We start from the raw sequence: 22,519 nt of genomic DNA, 5'->3' as shown, positions 1-22,519 counted from the left end.
GCGTGAGCATGGACGTCGCCTCGGCCACCACGAGCGCCACGGGGCCGTGCTGCGCGCGCTGCCAGGGGCCGCTGGAGCCGGGAGACCTGCGCTGCGCCGTCTGCGGCCTCGCCGCGCCGCAGGGCCGCGCCCCGGCCCCGCAGGCGGTGCAGGTGCTGCGGTGCACCGAGTGCGGCGCGGCGGTGTCGTACTCGGCCGAGGCCCAGGCGCCGAAGTGCCGCTTCTGCGGCGCCGTCACGCGGATCGAGCAGCCCGTCGACCCGATCGATCAGGCCGACTGGCTTCTCCCGTTCGGGGTGCCCCCCGAACAGGCCGATCAGGCGCTGCGCCGGTGGATGTCGACGCTCGGCTTCTTCCGGCCGTCGGATCTCTCGCGCGCGGCGACCGTCGAGGGGCTGCGCCCGATCTGGTGGGCGGGCTGGCTCGTCAGCGCGGACGCCGTGGTGAGCTGGACGGCGGACTCGAACGCGGGCGCCCACCGGAGCAGCTGGGCCCCGCACGCCGGACAGACGCAGCTGCCGTTCCGCAACCTGCTCCTGTCCGCCTCGCGTGGGCTCTCGCTCGACGAGGCCCGGGAGCTCGCGCCGTACTTCCGGCTCGACTTGGCGGTGCCCGCCGCGCGCCGGACACAGCAGCAGCTCGGCCCGCCCGACGCGGTGCTGGAGCAGTTCGACGCGCAGCGCTCGGCGGCGCGGAAGATCGTCAGCGAGCGGATCGCCGCCAGCGCGGAGGACGCCCTGAAGCGAGGCGTCATCCCGGGTTCCACGTTCCGCAACGTGCACGTGGCGGTGCTCCTGCACGCGCTCGAGACCCGCCGGCTGGCGCTGCCGTCGTACGTGCTCGCCTACCGCTACAAGGGGCGCAGCTACCGCGCCGTCGTCCACGGCCAGGACGCGAGCCACGTCACAGGCACGGCGCCGATCGCGTGGGGCAAGGTGGCGCTGGTGGTCGCCGGCGCGCTCGCGCTCGTCGTGCTCGTCATCGGGGCGCTCGTGCTCGCCCGCGCAGCGTAGCTTCGCCCGCCGCGGTCCCCTCCCCGGCTCCGTCGCTCCATGCGCGCGGCAGGCCGCGCCGGCCGCTGTGGCGGAATGCCTCTAGCGCACGCTCGGTGCGGCATAGCAGAGCCCTGTTCCGCGGCTTCTGCCGCGCGCTCGGGCCATGGTCCGGATCTCGCACTGACCGCCCGATCTCAATGGAGGAAACCATGGACACCGGATCGCGGGAGAAGCTGCTGGAGATCCTCAAGAAGTTTCGGACTGCCATGCTCGTCACGCAAGCCAGCCAGGGGGCGCTGCGGGCGCGCCCGATGGCGCTCATGAAGGTCGACAGCGACACCGGGGACGTCTGGTTCATGACGAGCATCGACTCGGGCAAGGTCGATGAGATCGAGTCGCACCCCGAGGTGAATGTGACCCTCCAGGAGGGGCGCCGCTTCCTGTCGCTGTCGGGCCCCGCCTCGATCGTGCGGAGTCGGACGAAGATCGAGGCGCTGTGGTCGGAGGAGGCGAAGGTGTTCTTCCCGCAGGGCAAGGACGATCCCTCCCTCGCGCTCATCCACGTGAGCCCGCGTGAGGGCGAGTACTGGGACAACGACGGCGCGGCCGGGCTCAGGTTCCTCGTCGAGGCGGTCAAGGCGTACGTCACCGGGACGACCCCGAAGACCGACGCCGCCCAGCACGGCGCGGTGCCGCTGAACGGCGGGCAACCCGGCAATGCCCGGGTGTCCGCGCGATAGCGATCCACGTCGTCGCGCCGCGGATCGATGCGCCGATCCGCGGCGCGGCGCGCCGGCTCGCCGGCGCCGTGGATCGGGTGGGACGGAGCGTGGCGCAGCCCTTGCTCCTCTCGGGACTGCGCAGCGCTCCGCTCCACCGGAGCGGGGGTGACGCGAGAACCCGTCAGCAGCGAGGTTGGGCATGGGGATCTTCACGATGTCTCGTCGAGCTCAGATGGTCGTGGTCGCGGCGGCGGCGGTCGTCGTCATCGTGGGGCTGCGCTACGCGGAGCCGTTCCTCGTGCCGGTGCTGTTCGGCGTGGCGCTCGCCGCGATCTCGTCGCCCATCGCGACCTGGGTGACCCGCCGCGGGCTGCCCGCGGCCCTCGGGGCGCTGGCCGCGCTCGTGGTCGACCTGGCGATCCTGGTCTTCGTCGGGGCGGTCGTCACCATCGCCGGGGTGGAGCTGGAGGAGAAGGTGCCGGCCTACCTGGTCCGGATGTCCTCGATGACCGGCGCGCTCGCCATGACGCTCACGGAGCGCGGCTTCCCGGTGAACCCGGAGTTCCTGTCGCGTACGCTGCACACGGCGTCCCTGGTCCCCCTCCTCGGCGGGGCCGCGGTCACGGTCGCCAGCGCGGCGTCGAGCCTGGGGGTGGTGCTCCTCGTCGTGTTCTTCGCGCTCTGCGAGGGCGCCGGCGCGGGCGCGAAGGTGCGGCGGCTGCTCTCGACCCCTTCACGCGGGCTCGAGCACGTCGATCGCATCGTGCGGGAGGTGAAGAAGTATCTCGTGGTGAAGACGCTGACGAGCCTGCTCGTCGCCGTCCTCGCCTATGTGCTCCTGGTCCTCCTGGGCGTGGACCTGGCGCTCCTCCTGGCGTCGAGCCTGTTCGTCCTGCACTTCATCCCCAACATCGGCGCCGCGGTCGCGACGATCCCGGCCGTGCTCGCCGCGCTCGCCAGCCAGGGTCCCGGCACCGCGGCCCTCGTGGCGGTCGGGTACCTGCTGATCAACCTGCTGGTGGGCAACGTGCTGGAGCCGCGCGTGCTGGGGCGGACCCTGGGACTGTCGCCGCTCGCCGTCCTGATAGGCATGCTCTTCTGGGGCTGGCTCTGGGGGCCGGCGGGAGCGCTGCTGTCGGTGCCCATCATGATGGTCGCGAAGATCACGCTGGAGAACGTGGAGGGACTGTCGTGGGTCGCGCGCATCATGGAGCCCGCGCCCGAGGAGCCAGAGACGGCGCCCGTCAGCGGCGAGCCGGCGCCGAGCTCGCTGCTGCGGCCGAGCGTCGCGGGGGCGCGGAGATCCGGGTAGCGGTGGGTGGCCTCGTGCACCAGGTCTTCTCTCGAAGATCTGCCCATGACCACGAGCCTCATCACGACAACGAAGCCGCATCCGCGATCGGAGGGCGAGCAGACGCTGCCCGCGAGCGCCGACTTCCGCGCCATTTTCGAGGGGCTCCCGGGAAACTATGTCGTGCTCCGTACGGACTTCACCATCATCGCCGCGAGCGATGCCTTTCTCCGGGTCGCGAACACCCGGCGCGAGGAGCTCCTGGGTCGCAACGCCTTCGATGCCTTCCCGGACAATCCGGACGATCTGCAGGCGACCGGTACGAGGAACCTGCGCGCCTCGTTCGAGCGTGTGATCCAGACGGGCGCCCCGGACAGCATGGCCGTGCAGAAATACGATATCCCGCGCCCCGAAGCGGAGGGAGGCGGCTTCGAGGAACGGTACTGGAGCCCCTTGAACTCGCCCCTCCTGGGTCCGGACGGCAAGGTCGCGTACATCATCCACCGCGTCGAGGACGTGACCGAGTTCGTCCGGCTGAAGCAGCGCGGGATCGAGCAGGCACGGCGCACGGAGGAGCTGAAGACGCGGGCGGAGCGGGTCGAGGCCGAGGTCTTCCTGCGGGCACAGGAAATCCAGCGCGCGAACGAGCAGCTCCGCGTGGCGAACGAGCAGCTCAGCCGGCTCGACGAGCTCAAGACCAGGTTCTTCTCGAACGTGAGCCACGAGTTCCGGACGCCGCTCACGCTCATGCTCTGCCCGATCGACGAGCTCCTGACCGGCGCGCCCGGCGGCCTCACCGGCAGGCAACGCGAGCTCGTCGAGCTCGCGCGCCGCAATGCGCGGCGGCTCCTCAAGCTCGTGAACAGCCTGCTCGACTTCGCCCGGATCGAGACGGCCCGCATGCAAATGGTCTACGAGGCGCTCGACCTCTCGGCGCTGACCGCGGAGGTGGCGAACGCGTTCCGCGCGACCATGCAGCGGGCGGGGCTCCGGCTCGTGGTGGACTGCCCGCCGCTTCCGGAGCGCATCTACGTCGATCGCGAGATGTGGGAGAAGATCGTCCTCAACCTGGTCTCGAACGCCTTCAAGTTCACGTTCGAGGGCGAGATCACGGTCTCGCTCCGGTGGGGCGGCGACCACGTGCTCCTCGAGGTCCGCGATACGGGGACGGGGATCCCCGCCGACGAGCTCCCCCGGATCTTCGAGCGCTTCCACCGGATCCAGGGGGCGCCCGGGCGGAGCCACGAGGGCTCCGGCATCGGCCTTGCGCTCGTGCGGGAGCTGGTCCGGTTCCACATGGGCGACGTCCACGCGACGAGCGAGATCGGCCGGGGCAGCACGTTCACCGTCCGCATCCCCGCCGGAGCCGCGCACGTGCCTGCGGAGCTCACCGGCGTCGATCGGGAGCTCGGCATGACGGCGGTGACGGTCCAGGCGTTCGTCGAGGAAGCGTCGCACTGGGGCGCCGAGGCCGCGCCGTCGGCGGAGCTGCCGCTGGGGTCACCGGCAAGCGCAGGACACGCGCGCCCGGCGGAGGGCCCCGCCGCAAGCGCAGGACACGCGCGCCCGGCGGAGGGCCCCGCCGGCCACGTCCTGCTCGTCGAGGACAACCCCGACATGCGGAGCTACCTCCGGGACGTCCTCGCGATGCGGTGGACCGTGGAGGCCGTCGAGAACGGCGAGGCGGCGCTCTGCGCCGCGCGGGCGCGCGTGCCCGATCTCGTGCTCAGCGACGTCATGATGCCCGGGATCGACGGGTTCGGCCTCCTCGAGGCGCTGCGCGCCGATCCGAGGACACGGCTTGTCCCCGTGGTGCTGCTCTCGGCCCGATCCGGGGAAGCGTCGCGCGTGCACGGCGCCGAGGCGGGCGCGGACGATTACCTCGTCAAGCCGTTCTCGGTCCGCGAGCTGCTCGCGCGCGTCGGCGGGCGCATCGAGATCGCGAGGCTCCGCCGCCAGGTCGCCGAGGACGTCGAGCGCCTCCGCGAGAGCGAGCAGCGCTTCCGCTCCCTCGCCGACTGCGCCCCCATGATGATCTGGATGTCCGGGCCTTCCGGCAGCTGCGAGTACGTCAACAGGACGTGGCTGCGGTTCACGGGGCGCTCCCTCGAAGAGGAGCTGGGGGACGGCTGGCTCGACGCGGTGCACGCGGACGATCGCCCGCTCGTCGCGAGCACGTGCGCCGAAGCGCTCGAGACGCGCGAGCCGTTCACGCTGGAGTGCCGGATGCTGCGCCGAGATGGCGAGGGCCGGTGGGTCGTGACCCAGGGCGCCCCGCGCTTCGGCGCGGCCGGAGCGTTTCTGGGGTTCGTCGGCTCGTCCCTGGACATCACCGAGCGAAAGCGCGTCGAGGACGCGCTGGCCCACGCGGATCGCCGGAAGGACGAGTTCCTGGCCATGCTCGCGCACGAGCTGCGCAACCCCATGGCGCCGATCTGCGTGGCCGTGGAGCTCATCCGGCGGAGGAGCCGCGGCGGGCCGCCGGACCCGCACGTCGAGGTGATCGCGCGGCAAACGAAGACCTTGATGCGCCTCGTGGACGATCTGCTCGACGTGTCGCGCATCACCCGGAGGAAGATCGAGCTCCGCAAGGATCGGATCGACGTCAAGGCCGCCGTGGCGCGCGCCGTGGAGTCGACGCGCGAGCAGATCGAGGCGCGGCGGCACCAGCTCCGGCTCGCGCTGCCGAGGGCCGCCGTCCACGTCCTCGCGGACCCAGTCCGCCTCGAGCAGATCCTCGTCAACCTGCTCACCAACGCGTGCAAGTACACGGATCTCGGGGGCCACATCGGGGTGACGGTCGAGCAGCGCGGGGACCAGGTGGAGCTGCGCGTCCGCGACGACGGGATCGGGATCGCCAGGGAGGTGCTGCCCCAGGTCTTCGAGCTGTTCCATCAGGCGGATCGCAGCCTCGATCGGGCGCCCGGCGGCCTCGGGATCGGGCTGACCATCGTCCGCGATCTGGTCGCCCTCCACGGCGGGAGCATCGAAGCGACGAGCCCGGGCCTCGGGCAAGGCAGCGAGTTCATCGTGCGCCTGCCCGTCGCGGCGGACGAGCGCGCGCCCGCGGCGGCGGACGAGCGCGTGCCCGCGGCGGCCGTCGGGGCGACGTCCGCGCCCTCGAAGAACGCAGAGCAGCCGTCTCCGGTGGCCAGGAAGCTCCGTGTCCTCATCGTCGAGGACAACGTGGACGCGGCGAGCACCCTCGCCGACGCCTTGCTGGCCCTCGGGCAAGAGGTGTGGATCGCCGGCGACGGCCCGCGCGCGCTGAGGGCCGCGGCGGAGCATCGGCCCGATCTCGTGCTCCTCGATATCGGGCTCCCCGGGATGGACGGCTACGAGGTGGCGCGTCGCCTGCGGGAGGCTGGGCTGTGCTCGGGCGCGCTCGTCGCGCTCACGGGGTATGGGCAGGCGTCGGACCGCCGCCGCGCCGAGGCGGCAGGGTTCGACGCCCACTTCGTCAAGCCGATGTCGCTGGACGCGCTCGCCGGGGTCGTCGACGCTGCCGCGGCGCCCGGAGCCCGTCAGGGCGCCGCGGACGGCGCCGACGCGAGCCCGAAGACGCGCTCGTGACGGGCGCTCACGTGGCATCCCATGCAGGAGGCGACACGGCCGGCGGAGGTCACCTCGCCCGCGGGCGTGACCGTGCCGTACACCCAGCCCGCGTCGGTGCCGAGGGTGTCCGGCGCGACCTTGAGCACCACATAGGCGCCGGCGAGGCGCGACGCGCGGTAGACGCGATCGCCGTCGCGCAGGATGGGATCGAAATGATCCGTGGCGTCCGGCGGGGTGGCGCCGGCGCCCGGGAGGGCGGCTGCCGCGCCATCCTCCACCAGCTCGGGGACATAGCTCTCCTTGATCAGGACCTGCCCGACCGGCTGGGCGACGGGCGCCTGCGCGTCGACGAGCGGATAGCGATCGCGGTGCTTGGCGAACACCGAGTAGAGCTTGCGGGCGTGGCCGCCATCCTCGGCGGCGCTCATGCGGACGCGGCCGGGCAGCGGCATCCGGCAGAGCCAGGGCGCCCAGCGGAGCTCGTCGTCGACGCGCCCCCACGGCTTGTAGTCGCGAAAGGCGGCGGCGATGAGCGGGGCGAGGCGGGGGTCGATCTCGACCTCGGCGGTGCCTGTCTCGGGCGGTGAGCCCGGCGCATCTGCCGAGGAGGAGGAGACGGGGGCCGGAGGGGGCGTTGCGCTCCCGGCGTTGTCCGGGGTGATGGGCTCGTCCAGGGTGTTGCTGCACCCGGGCGCGAGCGCGAGGATCAGGAGCAGGGTGAGGCGCATGGAGCGGATCGTACGATCGGAGCGCCGGAAAGGTCTGCCGGGCAGCACGGTTGCGCGCGCCGCGGGATCGCCCGGAACGCTGGTGTTCTCGCGCGCGCTCCAGCGTGGCCCGTCGGCGGCCGAGTTCACGGCGTGGACGGAGCAGGCCCGGCCGGCTGCGGCGCGGCGCGGGTCGGCTGGCAACGGGGACAGAAGTAGGTCGACCGCATCATCGTCCCCTGCCGGCGCATCTGGATCGCGGCGCCGCAGTCGTAGCAGGCGCGCCCCTCGCGGCCGTACACGCTGATCGGCTTCCTGCGGTCTCCGCCGGCGCGCGTCGTGCGGGTGGCCGCGTAATGCGCGGTCGGACCACGGTACATGCCGGGGGGATCTCGCGGCTCGACGTTGCTTTGCAGGAGGCGGCGGCCGACGTCGAGCATCGCGGAGAGCTCCTCGTCGGAGTACGCCCGGACCGGGGCGAAGGGGTCGAGCCGCGTCCGGAAGAGGAGCTCGCTCTTGTAGATGTTGCCGATGCCGGCGACGACGCGCTGATCCATGACGGCGATGCCGAGGGGCACCTCGTCGAGGGCGCGCAGGCGGCGGAGCGCCTCGGCGGCATCGAAGGCGTCGCCGAGCAGATCCGGGCCGAGGCCGCCGAGGAGGCGATCGCCGCGCAGGGCGCTCGCGCGGAGCAGGCGCGCGACCGGCGCGCGGAAGCAGACGGCGACGTAGCCCGGGACCGCGAGGATGGCCGACGCCGTCGCCTCGGACCGCTTCCAGCGCTCGCCCTCGCGGTAGAGGTGCCAGGCCCCGCTCATGCGCAGGTGCGTGTGGAGGACGGTCCCCTCGTCGAAGAAAATGAGGAGGTTCTTGCCGCGCGCCACCACGCGCTCGACGCGGCGGCCGATGAGCCAGCGGCACGGCTGGTCGCCCCGGGGCAGCTCCAGCGCGACGACGCGCGCGCCCGTGAGCGCGGGGCCGAGGGCGGCGGCGATGCGGAAGAGGGTGTCGCCTTCAGGCATGACCGGTGCTTTGAAGCTCTGGTACGGACCGGCCGGATCGCAAGGGGCACGAGCGGAAGAGTCAGGCCCTCACCGCATCGCCAGCCTCGCTTCGCGCTCGCCTGGACAGGTATGCTCGCATCCTCGAATCGCGGCGGTTCAGCGTCGCGCCCCTGGAGAGAGCCCCTCGATGCCTCACCCGACCTGGTGCCCCGTCGTCCTGCTGGCAGCGTCGCTCTGCGCGTGCGCCGCGCCTGCTCCCCCGCGCGCCCCGACCGAGCGTCCGATCGCCGTGACCGTGGCGCCCGCGGCGCCGCCCGTCGCTCCAGAGGCCCCGCCCGACGCGGCCTCGCCGCCGGAGGTCGAGATCCGAGGCCACCAGATCCTCCTGGACGGCCGGCTCGTCGGCGACGCGAAGAGCATCGCCGAGCTCGGCCAGCTGACCAAGGTCGATGAGCTGTTCGTGCAGCTAGAGGCGCGGCGCGCCCGCGAGAGCGACCGCGGCGCGCCCGCGCAGGGCGAGATCGCCGTCGCCGCGGACGAATCGGTCGCCTGGATCGTCGTCGAGAGCGTCTCCCGCACGGCGGCCTTCGCGGGCTACCCCGTCGCGCTGCTTCGCACCGGCCCGGGCGGGCTCCGTTTCCGCACGCCCGTGCCCGGATCTCCCGGTGAGGACGCCTCGGAGCCGCCGTGGCTCGAGATCGCCGTCGATGTCCGCGAACGCGACGTGGAGGTGAGCCTCTTCGAGCTGACCGTCTCCCCGCCGAGCGCCTCGGAGGGCGGCGGGTTCGTCCGGACGCTCGTGAAGCGCGAGGCGGTGGGCCCGCAGCGGGAACGCGCCTCCGCCGCGCTCTCGGAGCTCGCAGAAGCCGCGTGCGCGAAGGCGCCGCGGACTTGCCTCGACCGCATCGGCCTGCGCGCCGTGCCATTAGCGAGCTTCGCCGACGTCAAGGAGGTCCTGTCGACCACGCTCAGCCGCGCGCGGCAATGGAAGGGGCAGCAGCCGGCCTCGACGCCGGAGATCCTCATGCTCCGAGCCCTCCCCCGCGAGGGCAAGTTCACCGGCCCGCCAGGGGCGCCGCCCTCGTTTCGCGCGCTATCGATGGAGGTCTCGGGCCGGCTGGCCCCCGAGGAGATCCGGAGCGTCGTGCGCGCCCGGTTCGGTGAGCTGCGCAAATGCTACGAAGCCGGGCTGCGCCGTGATCCCGACCTCGCCGGCCGGATCTCGGTGCGCTTCGTCATCGGCAGGGACGGCAAGGTGACCGCGGTCGCCGAGGGCGATCTGCCGAACAGCCCCCCGCCCTCGCCCGCGAGCGCGCCCATGCCGGATCGCGCGGTCGTGAGCTGCGTGCTGCGCGAGTTCGAGAAGTTCACGTTCTCAGCGCCCGAGGGCGGCGTCGTCACCGTTGTGTATCCCATCATGTTCTCGCCGAGCTCGTGACGCAGGCGCGGTAGCGCGAGCGGCCGTCTCGCGCTGCGCGGACGGCTCCGCCGTGCTCAGGCCTGTCGATCGACGCGCGCGCGCGCGGTGATCGCATACCCCTTCCGCGCCAGCGCGTGGCGGAACCCGGCTTGCAGGTCCCGGTGCGTCGCCAGCTTGCCGAACTCGATGCCGAGCTCGATCACGGTGCGGGCGATGCTGGGCGAGGCGCCGACGACGCTGCACTCGGCCCCGAGCAGCCCCGCGGCGCGCGTGGCCTGGAGCAGGTGGTTGGCCACCGCGCTGTCGACCGACGTGACGCCGGTGATATCGATGATGACGAACTCGGCGCGGTGCCGCTCGACCGCGGCGACGAGCGATTCGACGAGCTGGGCGCCGCGCGAGCTGTCCATCTGGCCGACGAGCGGGACGACGAGGATGCCCGGGTGGATGGGGATGCTCGGCGTCGAGAGCTCCTGGATGAGCTCGAGCAGCCGCCGCTGCGTCTCCAGGAGGATCGACTCCTGGCGCTTCGCGTCCTCGATCTTCTTGCGCTCGGTGATGTCCTCGATGAGCCCGAGGAGATAACGGCCCTTGCCCTTGGCGCCCTCCATGGGGATCCACCGGGCGTGGCCGATGCGGTCCCCGAGGAGCTTCGACGGGATGCGGATCTCCGGCACCTCGACCGGCACGCCCCCCGCGAGCACGGCGCGGCTCTCGGCGTCGATCTTCGCGGCCAGCGCCTGCGGCAAATAGTCGACGAGGCGCTTGCCGATCAGCTCTCCCGGCGCGTGCCCGTGGAACTCCTCGAACCTCCTGTTCACCCGCACGTAGCGGAGATCCGCGGCGTCCTTGACGAAGAGCAGGAGCGGGAGGTGCTCGATGATGCCGTCGAGGAGGACGCGCGTGCTGTCGAGCGACGCTTCGGTCGCCCTGCGCTCTGTGACATCGTCGTAGACCACGGCGACGCACCGATCTCCCACGGGGAACGACCACGTCGTCATGACGCGCGTGCCCGCTTCCTGGGGGAGGACCAGCTCGCTCTCGTCGGTCCCGCCGCTGCGGATCAGCTCCGCCAGGCGCTGAGGAATGCCGAGCTGCCGAAGGCTGGGGACGCTCTCGTCCATGGTCCGGCCGAGCATCGCCGCGGTGGGCCTGCTGGCGATCCGCTCGGCAGCACGGTTCATGTAGACGTACCGGAGCGACCGGTCGTCCGCCGGGGCCTCGAGGGAGAGGAAGGTGCAGCCGAGGTGCATCGCCTCGACCACCTGCGCGCACCGGCGCTGGTGCTCCCGGACGCGGCGCTCGCCCTCGTCGACGAGGCGGAGCAGCGCGCCGCGGCCGCCGCCGATCGTGCAGGCGAGCCCGCGGAGCATCCACCGCGGCACGCCGGGGCCCTGGTCCGGGAGGTCGATGTCGGCTCGATCGACCTCGCCCGAGAGCAGCGCCTGGATCCGGGCGACGTCGGCGGCCGCGGGCGCCAGCGACAGCAGCACGCGATCGCCCTCCGGCGACAGCGGCAGGCTCGGCGCCCCGAGCCCCGCCAGGAGGAGATCGAGCTGCTCGTTCTTGCACAGGACAGCGCCCTGCGCGTCGATGACGAGCGCGGGGTCGTCCAGGGCTTCGATCAGGAGGCGCGGATCGATGCGGAGAGTCTCTGCTCTGTCTTCGGCTGTCGTGTGCACGCACCCACCCCGTGAGCCCGATGCGAGGCCGAGCGCGGCCCTCGCTGCTGAACGGTCATAACCGGCGCATCATCGCTCCGTTCCCGCGCTTCTGCACCCTCCCGGTGCGCCGCATTCGCCGAAAAACGGAGACGGCGGCGCGCCGGAGGCGCTCTCCGGCGCCGCAGCGAGCTCGACCGTCGCTGGGGCCGCCGCCCCGTCAGCTCGAGGTCACGCCGGCGCGGTTCTCCTGCAGCGGCTGCGGCGCCATGCGCCGGATACAGTAGCTCAGGGCAGCCCGCAGATCGCGCTGCGTCGCGATCGTCGAGAGATCGAGCCCCAGCGCGACCATCGTCTGCGCGACGTTCGGCTTGATGCCGGCCACGATGCCTTCGGCGCCGAGCAGGCGGATCGCCGCCACGAGCTCGATGAGATGGCTCGCCACCTTCGTGTCCACCACTTCGACCCCGGTCAGATCGAGGATCGCGAAATGGGCTTGTTTTTCCGTGATGCGCGCGAGCAGCGAGTCCATCACCTCGGCCGTCCGCACGCTGTCGACCACGCCGATCATGGGGAGCGTCAGCACCCCATTCCACACCTCGATGATCGGCGTGGAGAGGTTGCGAATCACCTCCTGCTGCTTCTCTATCTGGGTGATCCTGGCCCGCAGCTCGTCCTGCGCGCGCCTCACCGTGGTGACGTCGAGCGAGAACCCGAGCACCGAGTCGACCTCGCCGCGCCTGTTGAGCACGGGGACGACCCAGCTCTCCCAATGGACGCCGTGCGCCGTGTTGTGGTCATGGGCGATCGCGCCGGCGAGCGCTCCCCGCAAGATGATGCGGTCTTTCTCGGGATAGAGCTCGAGCAGGTTCTTCCCGAGGAGCTCGCCCCTCGCGAGCCCGGCGGCGTCGAGCCCCTTGCCGTCGTGGTAGATGACGGTCCCCTCGGTGTCGATCGCCCAGATGACGACCTGGAGGTTGTCTGCCAGACCGTCGAGGAGCCGCTCCTTGAGGCTCGGCTCTGCCGGGCTGCTCTCGCGGTCGGCGTCGGCCCGCCGCAACGACCCGTGGATCGTGCCCCCTTCGGGCGCCCGGCTCGCGTTGCACGTCAGGCGCCGGTAAGCGCCCTGGGCGTCCATCAGGCGCACATCGACCTGCACCGGCTCTGTCTGCTCGTTCAGCCTGGTCCACGCAGCGGCGAAGTTGGATCGATCGTCCGCATGGACGAGCGCCGCGAGCGAACTCCCATCCTGTACCCGAGCCCCCAGCGCCTGACGGAGCGAGCCGCTCGCACGCAGCATTCTCCCATCGACATCCGCGATGAAGAGCATCTCTGGGCAGGACGCGAAAAATGTATGAAGCAACGCCGAAGTGGCGTCCTTTTCGTTCGCCATAGACTCCCTCCCCTACGTCCCCCCTAGACACGATGGCTTGTAACAGAAGCGCACCGAGGTTGGAAGCCGCGCTCGCGACTTGATGCCGTGCTGGTGTGATGGGTAACATGGGTAACCGATGGCCTCGAGGTTCACCGCCGGCGCCAGCGGATCGGTCGTCGCAAGCGTGGTGTAGAGCTCTTCCGGCCGAAAGTCCTTTCCGTAGAGCGACGTAAGCCTCCCGATCGCGACGGGGAGGCCGCGCTCCGGGGTCCGCACCTGCGACGGGCTGCAGCCGAAGTGCGCCGCAAACGCGTTGGAGAAGTTCGACGCGGAGGAATACCCGGACGAGAGCGCCACATCCATGATGCTGCGGTCCGGCTCGTACGCGAGCCGCAGCGCCGACTGCTCGAGCCGCCTCCGGGTGATGAACCGCCCGATCGGCTCGCCGACCGCCGCGTGGAACACCCGGTGGAAGTGGAACTCGCTGAGGCGCGCCGCGCGCGCGACGTCTGCGACCGTGATGGGCCTCTCGAGGTTCGCGGCGATGAAGCGGAGCGCGCGCTCGATCTCGGGCCGGTGGGCGGACTCCGTCACGACGACCTCCGCGAGGCGGCAATCGCGGCCGCGAGCGGCGTGCCCGGAGCGCGTGGGCCTTCGAATCGCATGCCCGCATTCTAGAACGGCTCCGGCCGGAGAGGCGCTCTCCGGCGGTCCGAGGGCGGGCGCGCGGCGGTCGACGCTACAGCGAGCGAAGGCGGCGGCGTTCGCTTCAGAGGTCGCCTCGAGATGCGGCTGGCTGGTAGGGTTGCGTCGCCATGGATGTCGTCTCCCCCAGCCCGCTCCGGGGCCAACCCGAGCTTCGCTGCCGATGAACCCCACCCTCGATCTCCTCGACCTCAATGTATCCTACGCTTACACGAGCGCTGTCCGGCTGCTCAGCATGGACAGGGTAACGCCCTTCTGGCCCGATCTCGGGCTCCGCATCGACGACGTCGAGCCGGTGAAGACGGCCGCGCGCCGCTGCGTCCGGGCGGAGATCGCGATCGAGGCGCTGGACGACGAGGAGCGGGACCACGAGGGCATGATCGCGGTGCACATCGCGGCGTTCCTCGCCGAGGTGGAGCGCTCCCAGGGCACGGCGGCTGCGGCGCAGATCCGCGCGTGGATCGAGGAGCGCTACTTCGTCCTCGACCGGCTGCCGGACTGGCGGACCATGTGGCAGGTGCTCGTCGTGTGGCTATCGCGCCGCAAGGAGCACCGCGTCGCGCGCTTCGGCCTGCCGCTCGACAAGATCGCCAAGCTCCTCCAGATCGCCCGAGCCTGGGCGGAGACCGAGGACGCGCTGGAGCGGCGCATCGACGAGGCGGAATCGCTCCCGCTGGAGGGATGGGACGCCGAGGCCTACGCGGCGTACCGCGGCGACGACTCCGACCTGAGCCCCCTCACAGCGCTGTCGCAGCACCTGTGCGCGCTCGAGTTCGAGCGCACCTGGGGGGCGATCCGGCGGCTGCTCGGCCCGGCGGAGATGGACGCGCTCGACCGCTGGGGTCAGGCCGAGGTGCTGGCCCACATGGAAACGATCTCGCCCCACTCGGCGCGGATCCCGCCGGAGAGCCGCAGCCTGTCGTGAGCGCGACGCCCGCCGCAGGAGCGCCTCCGTCCCGTGCGCCGGGCCGTGCGTTTTCCAAACAGACCCGAAGAGCTCCCCGCAATTCTGGGTATGAGCACCCACGTTCCTCCCGCCGCTGACGCCTCCCGAACCGCTACATGGAATTCCGTCCACACCGCAGCGATCGAAACCCTCCCGCGCTCGCTCCGGCTCCTGGGGGTCGCCGCGCCCGACGTGGAGGACCTGGTCCAGGACGTCCTCCTTGCGGCGTACGAGAGCCTGGATCGGTTCGATCCCGATTACCCGGCCTCCGCCTCGTCGTCGCCTCCGCGCGAGGCGGACGCGGCCGGCGATCCGCCGCAGCGGGATGGCCGGCGCCCGCGCGGCAGCGCGGAAGCCCGATGGCTCTTCGGGATCGCGTGGCGGAAGGTCAGCAAGCACCTGGAACGCGCCTACCGCCGCCGCGAGGTGCCGGACGGCTTGCACCCCGCGCCGCGCGGCCAGGCCGTCGATCCCGCGCCGAGCAGCGAGCAGCGCGTCGTGGAGCGAGAGCGGCTGGAGCTCGCGATCGACGTGCTGAGCACGATCGCCCCCGAGCGGCGGGTCCTGCTCGTCCTGCACGAGGCCTGCGAGGTGCCGATCGTCGAGATCGCGCGCGAGCTCGGGATCAACTACAACACCGCCGCCAACCGGCTGCGCCTGGCCCGTGAGGACTACCGCGCCGCCGTCGCGCGGCTCCGCCCGGACCAGCGGGAGGCGCTGCGCGCGTGCTGGCTCCCGTTCCCGCTGGCGTCGGAGTTCCTGGCGCGCGACGGCGGCGCGAGCGCCACGGCGCTGGCGGCCCCCGCGTCGCCGGCGCCTGCTCCGCCCGCGGCGTCCGCACCGCCGGCACCCCCGCCGACAGCGCCTGCGCCGCTGGCTCCGCCGGGAGCGCCGCCGCGTTTGCCTGCCACCTCGACCCTGCCACGGGGGCCAGGACGGATCGCCGTCGCCCTCGGGTCGGCTGCGGCGGGCGTCGCTGGGACGGTCGCCGTGCTGCTCGCCCTCGCGCCGCCGCCGGCCCTCTGGGCTCGCCGCTTCGGGCCGGTGCTGCCCGAGCTGCTTCCCGCGCGCACCGCCTGCCTTGCGGCGACGCCGCAGCAGGAGGCGCCGGAGCCGGTGCCCGTCGCCCCCGCGCTCGAGGCGCCCCACCGCCCGTGCCCTGCTGCTCCGCGGGCGGCGCCACGGGCCATCGAGGCCAGCGAGCGCGATGACTCGCTCGCGGAGGAGCTGCGGCTGCTCACCGCGGCGCGAGAGCGCCTCACCGCCGGTGATGCGACCGGGGCGCTCCGGCAGATCGCCGTGCACGAGCAGCGGTTCCCCGGGGGTCAGCTGAAGAACGTGCGGGAGCGGCTTCGCACGGTCGCCCTGGCGCGCCTCGCCGCGCCGAAGCAGGGCGCGCCGGGGAGCGAGCCGTCGCGATGAGCGGGCGCTGCGCCAGACCGAGGCTCGGCGAGCGCCTGGCCCGGTGCGGCATCGGTCCGCGCGGGGGCGTGAGGTGGCTGGCGCGCGCCGCCGTCGCCGCGGCCACAGTCCTGCTGTGCGTTGCCGCGGCGCGCGCGGCGCCGGATCTGCCGCGGGCTGCGATGCGGCTGGAGGTCGTGCGGGGCCCCGGCGCCGAGGGCTGCGCCGACGAGGCGCTCCTGCGCGCGGAGGTGGCGCGCGGGCTCGGCGGCGATCCGTTCGAGGACGACGCGCCGCGGGTGCTCACGGTCCGCATCGCGCAGGAGGGGCCGGAGCTCACGGCCTGGATGGCCCTGCGCGAGAGCGAGGGCGCGGGCGAGACAAGCTGGGCCGAGGGCCTCAGCACCCGGCGCGGCTGCGCGGAGCTGATCTCCGGCGTGGCCCTCGCGATCGTGGCGCAGATCTTGACCGCGCCGGAGCGGGCGTCACCGCCCTCCGAGCCGCCGCCGTCGCCCGAGCCGTCGCCGCCGCCTTCACCGCCGCTTCCGCAGGCGCGCCGGGCCGAGGCGCCACCGCTGCCGGAAGCGACGCCAGCGCCGAAAGAACGCTGGCGGCTGGAGGCGGGGATCGGGGCGACGCTCGGCCTCGGGATCACGCCGGGGGCCGCGGCTGGCATGACCCTATCCATCGGCGTTCGCCGGCCCGACTGGTCGGTCGCGGTAGAGGGGCGGGCGCTCGTCTCGCTGGCGCAGGAGGTGAAAGACATGACCATCAGCACCAGGGCGTTCACGGCGGCTGGTGTGGGCTGCCTGCGCGGCCGCCACCTCTTCGGCTGCGGGGTCGCGACCCTTGGCTTCATCCGGTTCGTCCCCCGGCATCCGTGGGACATGACGGTACGCGACGACCATCTGTTCAGCGTTGGAGCGCGGCTTGGCAGCGCCTGGGCCCTCTCGGACAGGTGGAGCGCGCATGGATACGCGGAGGCGAGCGCGATCGTGGATGACGCGGTGCTCCGGCGCGGGGGCCAGCGGCGCGAAACCGCTGGATTCATCACGTGGTCCTCACCTCCGGTCGGCGCGGCGCTCGGACTCGGTGTCACGGCGACGTACTGAACGACCTCGCGGAGGCCGGCTCTTCTCGCCAACGACGTGAGAATCTTCAAAAGGGAACCATAATGCTCGGTGCAATCGAATCTCTCGTGACAGCTGCCCGTTGTGAGCGCGGGCCATCTCTACGTATCTTGTCCGGCATGCGAACCCGCTTCCTCCTGCTCGTAGGATCCCTCTTCTTTCCTGGCTGTTCCGGAGAAGATCCGACCGTCTACGGTCCCTGTCAGCCTCAGGAGTACGGCAACCCAGGTTGCCCATGGCCCGAGGAAGGAGGCGGCGGGGCCGGCGGCGAGGGTGGGGGCGGCGGCGGAACCGGCGGAGCCGGCGGGACCGGCGGCGGCGACGAGACCGCCTGCGCCGGCGATTGCGTCCCACCGGCGCCGCTCGGCTGGTTCGGCCCGGCGCTCCTCTGGTTCGGCCCGCGGGACCAGGTCCCCGCCTGCCCCGCCGCCGCACCGAACATCGGCTACGAGGGGTTCGCCGATCTCGCGCCCGCACCCCTCGCCTGCGCGGCCTGCTTGTGCGACCCGCCCGACGCGGCCACCGCCTCGTGTCAGCTCCCGCTGGGCTGGTCGGCGCATACGGCGACGGGAACGACGTGTGCTGGCGACCCCGGCAGCGTCACGACCCCCTTCGCGGCGCCCGACGGCTGGGACGGCGCCTGCACCGCTGCGAACGCGATCCCCGCCGGCCAGGACTGTGGCGGGAAGCCGTGCGTGCAGTCGGTCTCCATCGAAGCGCCGATCGTGACGGCGACCGCCGCGTGCACGCCCAGGGTCGACGAGCCGCCACCGCCGGCGCTCCTCGATCCGTGGCAGACCCGGGCGCTCGCCTGCGTGCCCGGCGCCTACACGGAGTGCCTGGGCGACCGGAGCACTTGCATGCCCTCGCCGGAGCAGCCCGGGGTCCCGCCGCCCGGCGGCTTCTTGACGTGCATCTTCCACGAGGGCGACGTGACGTGCGAGGAGCCCTACCTCGACCGGCACGTCTTCTACGGCGGCGCCGAGGACACGCGCGGCTGCTCCGAGTGCGGCTGCGGGGAGCCGGAGGGCGCGTCGTGCACCATCATGGCCTCCGTCTACAGCGACGGCGCATGCGGGGAGGCGCTCGCCTCGATCGTCGTGAGCTCGACGACGCCGTTCTGCGGGGTCACCCCGCCCGGCGTCGCCCTCGGCAGCAAGTCGGCGGAGGTCGTGGCCGTGGACCCCGGCGGCTGCGCCCCGAGCGGCGGCGAGCCCACCGGCGAGCTGCTGCCGGCCGAACCGTCGACGTTCTGCTGCCAGGCATAGGGCCTGCGAGAAGAACAGGCGATCATCGCCTCGCGCTCGGCAGCAAATCCATCTGATCCGCGAGCTCTCCGCGCTCCTCGTCACGGAGGGCCGCGACCAGGGCGCCTGCGAGCGGCCACGAGCCGACCATCGGCCCGACCGGCTCACGCACCCAGAACGCCGTGATCGACCCCGCGAGCGTGCCGCGTCCCTCGTCTCGAAGCCGCTTCATGGCCACGTAGGCCCGGACGTCCGAGGGGCGGCTGCGCGCCGCGGAATGGGTGCGCTGCCAACGAGCGTTCGCGGCGTGGACCGCGCGAACCGATTGGCCCCCCGTCGATCCCCTGAAAGCGAAGCGAGATTGTCCGCGACCGGCCGCGCGAGTCATTGCCTGCTTCCGACGTCCTGGACATTGCGCGGAGCACGACGGGCGCTCGCGACGTCTGGCCACGGCCATGTCCACGGATTCATCGAAAGACGACTGCCTTTCCTGTATCCTCCTGCCTCCTGTTATTGGCAAATGCGAGCCACCACCAGATGCCCTCGGAGCAAGAGCCTATGACCGCAGCACGTCGTTCAAGGACAATCCGTCCCAGCCTCGCCCAGATCATTTCCGCCACCGTACTTTCCCAACCCGGATGCACGATCTTCGACGAAACACCAAAGCCGACGTGCATGGATCCATCCCCCGAGTGCCAAGCACTGTGTGCACCAGAAGACCAATCCCCTCAGCTAATTTACTGCTTTAGGACAACACCGCTACAGAACCAATTCGTGGACATGGTAAATTCGAAGAATTGTAACCAATGGCGCGAATTGCTACAGCCCGTCAGTGGCATCAGCCTAATCATCACCCCTGAGAAAATTGGGATAACGCCAACCAAGAAGGACCCCTGCTACTACTAGCCTGTACCCCACTGGAGACCCATTCACCTAACCAGCTGACCATCGAACAACGATCATTATCGCTGCCCCGCAACATTCGACACATGGGAACATCATCGAAGCCGACAACATGGATTGGATTAGGCATTATTGCGGCCGCCGCCTTGGCGGCGGCATACAATCTGGGAAGGACCTCGGCAGAGAGCGGCAACCGCCCTCAACGGAACCAGCATGCCGCCAGCGAGGACGATCCCGATCTTCGGTCAGCTCTGAGCGTCGCCCAGAAGAGATTGGCCAGCTGCGAAAAGACCCTCCAGCGTCACGACCAGCTTCTTGAGAAGAGAGAGGAAACGCTCCACATCGACAAGGACAACCCCACACCTTCACCTGAGCCAGCGCTACCGGAGCGATGCATCGTCGCGTCGCAGGTGAAGCACGTGCATCTCCTGGCCGCGAACTGCGGAAGCATTCGGAGACATTTTGACGCATACAAGACAATACTGGGCAGCAGCACGATCGACTGTGAAATCGTCTTGGATATTGTGTCCATGGCCCAAGGACAGTCCGCTCTCTGTGACGCCATCATAAGAATCACCGAGGGCGCCACCTACCAAGATGCCATGAGCGACCCGCTCGCCATTGCCGCGGCGGAAGACGCCTATGCGACCAGGAGCGAATACGGCGACCTCGGCTACATTGAAAAGCTGGTAAAGAACCCAGAGTGCATAGCCCGCATGCGGCCCCAATGAATCGAGCCCATGTCACGCCGTCGCTCATCTCGCGGGAGCCATCGCCCCACTGGTCGGACAGGCCAGGGTCGCCATTCTCACGCACGCACCAGGACTTTAACCCGTAACGCTCGACACATGGGAACATCACCAAAGCCTATAAGATGGATTGGATTTGGGGCCATCGCGGTCGCGGCGCTGGCGGCGGCATACAATCTAGGAAAAATCTCTGCTGAGAGCAGCGAGCAGCCTCGAGCACGCCAGGACGCCGCCGGCGAGAGCAACCCCGATCTTCGGTCGGCCCTGAGCGTCACCCGGAAGCGGTTGGCCAGCTGTGAGACGACCCTCCAGCGTCGCGATCACCATGCTCAGAAGAGAGAGGGACATCTCCACGTCAACGAAGGCAAACGCGCACCCTCACCCGTGCCAGAGCTCACGGAGCAATGCAGAATCGAATTGCAAGCGAGCGAGCTAGAGGTGCTAGCCATGGACTGCAGGATCTTCAGTGGACTGTTTGGTGCGTACAAAGCCATACTTGGCAGCGACACGATCGACTGCGAAACCATATTGAGCATTCGAGATCTGGCTCGAGATCAGTACTCAACCTGCTCCGACGTAGTAAGATCCTTAGAGGACGCGTCACGGCCGGATGTTACGAGCGATCGTCGTGGCATCCACGTAATGGAAAGCGCTTACATGTTCAAGAGCTACTACGGTGACGTCGACATCGATGAACTGGTGAAGAGCCCAGCGTGCGTAGACCGCATGCGGGCCGAATGACGCGAACATATTTCACGCCGCCGTTCGTGTCACGGGCACGGTCGACTAGCCGTTCGAGTAGGCAAGGGCAGCCCTTGTTTCGCGCTCTGTTAGGGTTTGGCGTGTTCACCCTCGCCGCTCTGGCATCAGCGCAAGAGCCACGGTCCCCAGAGAAATTCCATTGGGACGGCCTCCATGCCAACGGTGTCGTTCAGACGAAGCTCCCCCATCTCGCGAGACTCGGAGTCACTTACGGCGGTGGAACGGCTCCGGGGGCCGTCCATACCGTCATGGTGAGCTTCGGGCAGACCGGGAGTCCCACCCAGGAGCTCAACGTCGGGTACTTCATCGGCGTTGGCGTGGGCAAGGAGAACATGTCGACGATAGAAGACAAGAAGCTGGGGATCCACGCTACGTACGAGGCCGGACCGTTCCGTGCGAGCGCGGCCACGAGCTTTCAACTCTACCAAGTGATCGGAGGCGTTCTTCCCATGTTCACCACGACCTTAAGGCCGCAGGGGACGCTCGTCCGGACCACGCACGTCGATCTGTTCCTCGGCGGGGACGTCTATTCCCGTAACCTGAACGTCCAGCTCGGCTTCACGTGCGGATTACGGTTCAGGGACATAAGAATCTTCGATCGGAGCATCGACGGGCTCTTGTCGATCACGGAGATGAACGCTTGGACGAGCGTTCCAGCGCATGGAACCCTCTGGATGACCTACGTCGAATCGCGCCTCGGGATCGTCGTCGATCTGGAGCCCGACGAGGGAGACAAGGGAGAAGCGCGCGGCCGGATCCATGAGTATGGGCAGCTCTGACCGATCGCGCCTGGGACGCCGCTCGCCTCGTCGCTCTCGCGCAGGCGGGTTTCGACGCGGAACTCATGGCGCCTCGCCCTCGCCCTCCCCCGTCGCGTCGCTCGCGATCGCCTCCGGCTCCTCCTCCAGGGCCTTCTCGACGGCTTGCGCCGAGGACGCCCGCGAGAGCAGGCGCGGCGTGACCGACTCGAAATCGTCGCCGTGGAAGTAATACCCCACCTTCCGGAGCGCCGGGTGCCGCCGCAGGAGCAGCGTCCACAGCCGATCTCTCGCGTCCTCGGCCGCGTTCTTCTCCTTCTTCTTGACCTCCACCCGGGCTCCTGCCGGGGTCAGGTTCTCGAGCAGCCACTCGCTCGTCCGCCGGAGCTTCTCGATCTCCTCCCTCGTGAACGGGTGGAGCCCCTTGAGCTCGGCCGCATGCTGCGTGAACAGCGCCGCGAGCTCCATCCCGTCCCGCGCCATATCGTATTTCCCCGAGCCGGCCCGGATCTGCGCGACACGCTCCCTGTCGAGGAGGCCGCGCCGGGCGAAGAGCTCCGCCTGGGTCAGGAGATCTTCGCGCGGCCCGCCGATCTCCTTCAGCGCCTTCTCGATCTCCTTCGGGCCCGCCGGCCGGGGCAACGCCTCGCGCACGGCGAACAGGAGCGCCCGCGCGAGATCCGGCAGCGAAAGGAGCTCGTCGACCGCGATCCTGGGCAGGTGCTCGCGCACGGCCTTCACCTGCTCCTTCGTGCCCAGCACCGCCGCGACACCGCGCTTCACGTTGATCAGCGCGAGGCGCGGATCGGCGCGGCACACCTGCACCTCCCCGGGCGGGAGCCCCGCCCCGATCGGCTGGTAGTGCCTGTGCAGGGCCTGGTAGCTCCGGGCCCCCTCCTCTGCCCTGGCCTTCGCCGGGGACTTCTCCGGTTGAGTCTTGAGCTTCGCCATGATTTCCGACGCTACCAGGCTCAGCCAGGAGCCAGGAGGCCCTCCGGCGCTGGACCTCGAAGCAGAAAATCAGGCACTCCTGCCTGCGCGGGAGGTCGCGCGACCGCCGGAGGATGCAGTTTTGTATCCCAGGCCACGCCACACCCCTCCGCTAGCAGCCCATCGTGGATGCCAGCTCACACCAGAGGCCGGCAGATCAGCCTGATCCGCCTGATTTTTTGCTTCCGGCCGCGCTCC

General features: G+C 70.6%; 19 protein-coding genes. 12 read left to right on the top strand and 7 right to left on the bottom strand.

Annotated features, from left to right (window positions below):
• The first annotated feature begins 8 nt into the window (after positions 1 to 8).
• The 4 genes from WMF19_RS20240 (at position 9) to WMF19_RS20225 (ending at position 6,581) form a co-directional block, all read left to right on the top strand.
• Positions 9 to 1,013, top strand: coding sequence for a zinc ribbon domain-containing protein (locus WMF19_RS20240; protein ID WP_437900603.1), 1,005 nt, complete (start codon positions 9 to 11; stop codon positions 1,011 to 1,013).
• 191 nt (positions 1,014 to 1,204) lie between these two features.
• Complete coding sequence (locus WMF19_RS20235) at positions 1,205 to 1,735, top strand: pyridoxamine 5'-phosphate oxidase family protein (protein WP_437900602.1); 531 nt, start codon at positions 1,205 to 1,207, stop codon at positions 1,733 to 1,735.
• 196 nt (positions 1,736 to 1,931) lie between these two features.
• Positions 1,932 to 3,029, top strand: a complete 1,098-nt coding sequence (locus tag WMF19_RS20230) for an AI-2E family transporter (protein ID WP_437900600.1) — start codon at positions 1,932 to 1,934, stop codon at positions 3,027 to 3,029.
• Positions 3,030 to 3,074: 45 nt separating this feature from the next.
• Positions 3,075 to 6,581: an ATP-binding protein gene (locus WMF19_RS20225; protein WP_437900599.1), complete on the top strand. Its 3,507-nt coding sequence runs from the start codon at positions 3,075 to 3,077 to the stop codon at positions 6,579 to 6,581.
• Here WMF19_RS20225 and WMF19_RS20220 read toward each other — a convergent pair.
• Both WMF19_RS20220 and WMF19_RS20215 read right to left on the bottom strand, forming a co-directional pair.
• The gene (locus WMF19_RS20220; RefSeq protein WP_437900598.1) at positions 6,533 to 7,291 is read right to left on the bottom strand and encodes a hypothetical protein; all 759 of its coding nucleotides are present in this window, start codon (positions 7,289 to 7,291) and stop codon (positions 6,533 to 6,535) included. The two genes, WMF19_RS20225 and WMF19_RS20220, sit on opposite strands and share 49 nt — an antisense overlap.
• A 125-nt stretch (positions 7,292 to 7,416) precedes the next feature.
• Complete coding sequence (locus tag WMF19_RS20215; RefSeq protein ID WP_437900597.1) at positions 7,417 to 8,292, bottom strand: DNA-formamidopyrimidine glycosylase family protein; 876 nt, start codon at positions 8,290 to 8,292, stop codon at positions 7,417 to 7,419.
• Positions 8,293 to 8,461: 169 nt separating this feature from the next.
• Between WMF19_RS20215 and WMF19_RS20210 the strand changes: the two genes are divergently transcribed.
• Complete coding sequence (locus WMF19_RS20210; RefSeq protein ID WP_437900596.1) at positions 8,462 to 9,712, top strand: AgmX/PglI C-terminal domain-containing protein; 1,251 nt, start codon at positions 8,462 to 8,464, stop codon at positions 9,710 to 9,712.
• Between the two features lie 56 nt (positions 9,713 to 9,768).
• Here WMF19_RS20210 and WMF19_RS20205 read toward each other — a convergent pair whose 3' ends face one another.
• The 3 genes from WMF19_RS20205 to WMF19_RS20195 all read right to left on the bottom strand — a co-directional run bounded on the left by WMF19_RS20205 (position 9,769) and on the right by WMF19_RS20195 (position 13,324).
• A complete protein-coding gene (locus WMF19_RS20205; protein WP_437900595.1) occupies positions 9,769 to 11,376 on the bottom strand; it encodes a PAS domain-containing protein in 1,608 nt (535 codons plus the stop codon).
• Positions 11,377 to 11,575: 199 nt separating this feature from the next.
• Entirely contained in the window at positions 11,576 to 12,655 is a 1,080-nt protein-coding gene (locus tag WMF19_RS20200; RefSeq protein ID WP_437900594.1) for a PAS domain-containing protein, read from the bottom strand.
• A gap of 105 nt (positions 12,656 to 12,760) precedes the next feature.
• Positions 12,761 to 13,324 (bottom strand): helix-turn-helix domain-containing protein, encoded by a 564-nt coding sequence (locus WMF19_RS20195; RefSeq protein WP_437900592.1) that lies wholly within the window; start codon positions 13,322 to 13,324, stop codon positions 12,761 to 12,763.
• 274 nt (positions 13,325 to 13,598) lie between these two features.
• On the opposite strand from WMF19_RS20195, the gene WMF19_RS20190 reads away from it, so the two are divergent.
• The 4 genes from WMF19_RS20190 to WMF19_RS20175 all read left to right on the top strand — a co-directional run bounded on the left by WMF19_RS20190 (position 13,599) and on the right by WMF19_RS20175 (position 18,180).
• Positions 13,599 to 14,360 (top strand): hypothetical protein, encoded by a 762-nt coding sequence (locus WMF19_RS20190; RefSeq protein WP_437900591.1) that lies wholly within the window; start codon positions 13,599 to 13,601, stop codon positions 14,358 to 14,360.
• 213 nt (positions 14,361 to 14,573) lie between these two features.
• A complete protein-coding gene (locus tag WMF19_RS20185) occupies positions 14,574 to 15,803 on the top strand; it encodes an RNA polymerase sigma factor (RefSeq protein ID WP_437900590.1) in 1,230 nt (409 codons plus the stop codon).
• Positions 15,800 to 16,894, top strand: a complete 1,095-nt coding sequence (locus tag WMF19_RS20180; RefSeq protein WP_437900589.1) for a hypothetical protein — start codon at positions 15,800 to 15,802, stop codon at positions 16,892 to 16,894. Before WMF19_RS20185 ends, WMF19_RS20180 begins: the two co-directional genes overlap by 4 nt.
• 137 nt (positions 16,895 to 17,031) lie before the next feature.
• A complete protein-coding gene (locus WMF19_RS20175; protein ID WP_437900588.1) occupies positions 17,032 to 18,180 on the top strand; it encodes a hypothetical protein in 1,149 nt (382 codons plus the stop codon).
• 22 nt (positions 18,181 to 18,202) lie between these two features.
• Here the strand turns inward: WMF19_RS20175 and WMF19_RS20170 are convergent, their stop codons facing one another.
• A complete protein-coding gene (locus tag WMF19_RS20170) occupies positions 18,203 to 18,391 on the bottom strand; it encodes a hypothetical protein (protein ID WP_437900587.1) in 189 nt (62 codons plus the stop codon).
• A 757-nt stretch (positions 18,392 to 19,148) separates the two neighbouring features.
• Here WMF19_RS20170 and WMF19_RS20165 point away from each other — a divergent pair.
• The 3 genes from WMF19_RS20165 to WMF19_RS20155 all read left to right on the top strand — a co-directional run bounded on the left by WMF19_RS20165 (position 19,149) and on the right by WMF19_RS20155 (position 21,352).
• A complete protein-coding gene (locus tag WMF19_RS20165; protein ID WP_437900586.1) occupies positions 19,149 to 19,793 on the top strand; it encodes a hypothetical protein in 645 nt (214 codons plus the stop codon).
• Between the two features lie 117 nt (positions 19,794 to 19,910).
• Positions 19,911 to 20,552: a hypothetical protein gene (locus tag WMF19_RS20160; protein WP_437900585.1), complete on the top strand. Its 642-nt coding sequence runs from the start codon at positions 19,911 to 19,913 to the stop codon at positions 20,550 to 20,552.
• A 269-nt stretch (positions 20,553 to 20,821) separates the two neighbouring features.
• A complete protein-coding gene (locus WMF19_RS20155) occupies positions 20,822 to 21,352 on the top strand; it encodes a hypothetical protein (protein WP_437900584.1) in 531 nt (176 codons plus the stop codon).
• Between the two features lie 63 nt (positions 21,353 to 21,415).
• On the opposite strand, the gene WMF19_RS20150 is transcribed toward WMF19_RS20155, so the two are convergent.
• A complete protein-coding gene (locus WMF19_RS20150; RefSeq protein ID WP_437900583.1) occupies positions 21,416 to 22,282 on the bottom strand; it encodes a hypothetical protein in 867 nt (288 codons plus the stop codon).
• Positions 22,283 to 22,519 lie beyond the last annotated feature (237 nt).

This window comes from Sorangium sp. So ce124 (genome assembly GCF_051525235.1).
Classification (GTDB): domain Bacteria; phylum Myxococcota_A; class Polyangia; order Polyangiales; family Polyangiaceae; genus Sorangium; species Sorangium atrum.
Note: the sequence above shows the minus strand (reverse complement) of the source record. Positions and strands in the feature narration are given on the sequence as shown.